At 40.1% G+C, this 1,090-nt stretch carries 2 protein-coding genes; both read right to left on the reverse strand.

Annotated elements, in window-relative coordinates:
- Nucleotides 1-191 (reverse strand): alcohol dehydrogenase catalytic domain-containing protein (locus tag SMIDD26_RS13380; RefSeq protein WP_246747027.1); only part of this gene is annotated, 191 nt, incomplete at its 3' end.
- Between the two features lie 161 nt (nucleotides 192-352).
- Nucleotides 353-1,090, reverse strand: a 738-nt coding sequence (locus SMIDD26_RS13385; RefSeq protein ID WP_246747028.1) for an N-acetylglucosamine-6-phosphate deacetylase, incomplete at its 5' end; no start/stop codon positions are given.

The following is a 1,090-nucleotide window of genomic DNA, read 5'->3' on the forward strand; positions in this document are numbered from 1 at the left end:
CCAATCCCTTCGTGACCAAGAATGGTACCACTTTGACAAGCAGGAACATCCCCTTTGATAATATGGAGGTCTGTTCCACAAATAGTAGTTTTTACGATACGCACAATAGCGTCTGTTGGCTTGCGAATAACTGGTTTGTCTACATCAACAAAAGAAGCAAGTCCTGGTTTAACATAAGTATAGGCTTTCATAAAGTACTCCTCCGTTTTTTTATTTGTACTGTTTATAATATAATTGTAAGCCTTTTCATTTGTTTATTCAAGATTTTTGTGATTTTTTTAACTTTTTTGTTTACCAGTAAAGTACCATACATAAAAAAGCAGAAGCTAGTCTCTAACTTCTGCCTTCTCTCTTATGCTTGATAACGTTTCACACCGTCTAGGTAGGTTGCTACCAATTCCAAATCTTTGTCTAAAACAATAAAATCTGCATCATAACCTTCACGAATTTGTCCACAGACATCGTCAATATTAACAGATTTTGCTGGGTTAAGGCTAGCCATCATGACCGCTTCGTGTGGATTTGCAATACCCCACTCGACTACATTTCTCATACCATCTTTAAGTTTGAGGATAGAACCTGCCAAATTACCAGTAGATTTGAGACGTGCAGTTCCATTTGCTACTACAACAGGGAATTCTCCCAACATATAGTCACCGTCTTCAAGCCCACCAGCTGTCATACAGTCCGTAATAAGAGCGATGTTTTCTGTCCCCTTTTGCTTAAGTAAAATCTCACAAGCTTTTGGATCTACGTGATAACCATCACAAATCAATTCTGCGTAAGTATGTGGGAGCTCATACATAGCTCCTACCATACCTAGTTCGCGGTGTGTTAAACCACGCATCCCATTATAGGCATGTACCCATACACTAGCTCCAGCATCAACTGCCTTCTTAGCTTGTTCAAATGTCGCATCTGAGTGTCCAAGTGCAACTGTCACACCTTCACCTGTAATAGTACGTACAAAATCTTCCACCCCATCACGTTCTGGTGCAATAGCGATTTTATTTAGCATCCCTTTTGCAGCATCCTGCCAAGAATGAAACTCCTCAACACCCGGGTCTCTCATATAAGTTGGATTTTGTGC

The sequence above is a fragment of the Streptococcus mitis genome (assembly GCF_001579035.1).
Lineage (GTDB): Bacteria > Bacillota > Bacilli > Lactobacillales > Streptococcaceae > Streptococcus > Streptococcus mitis_J.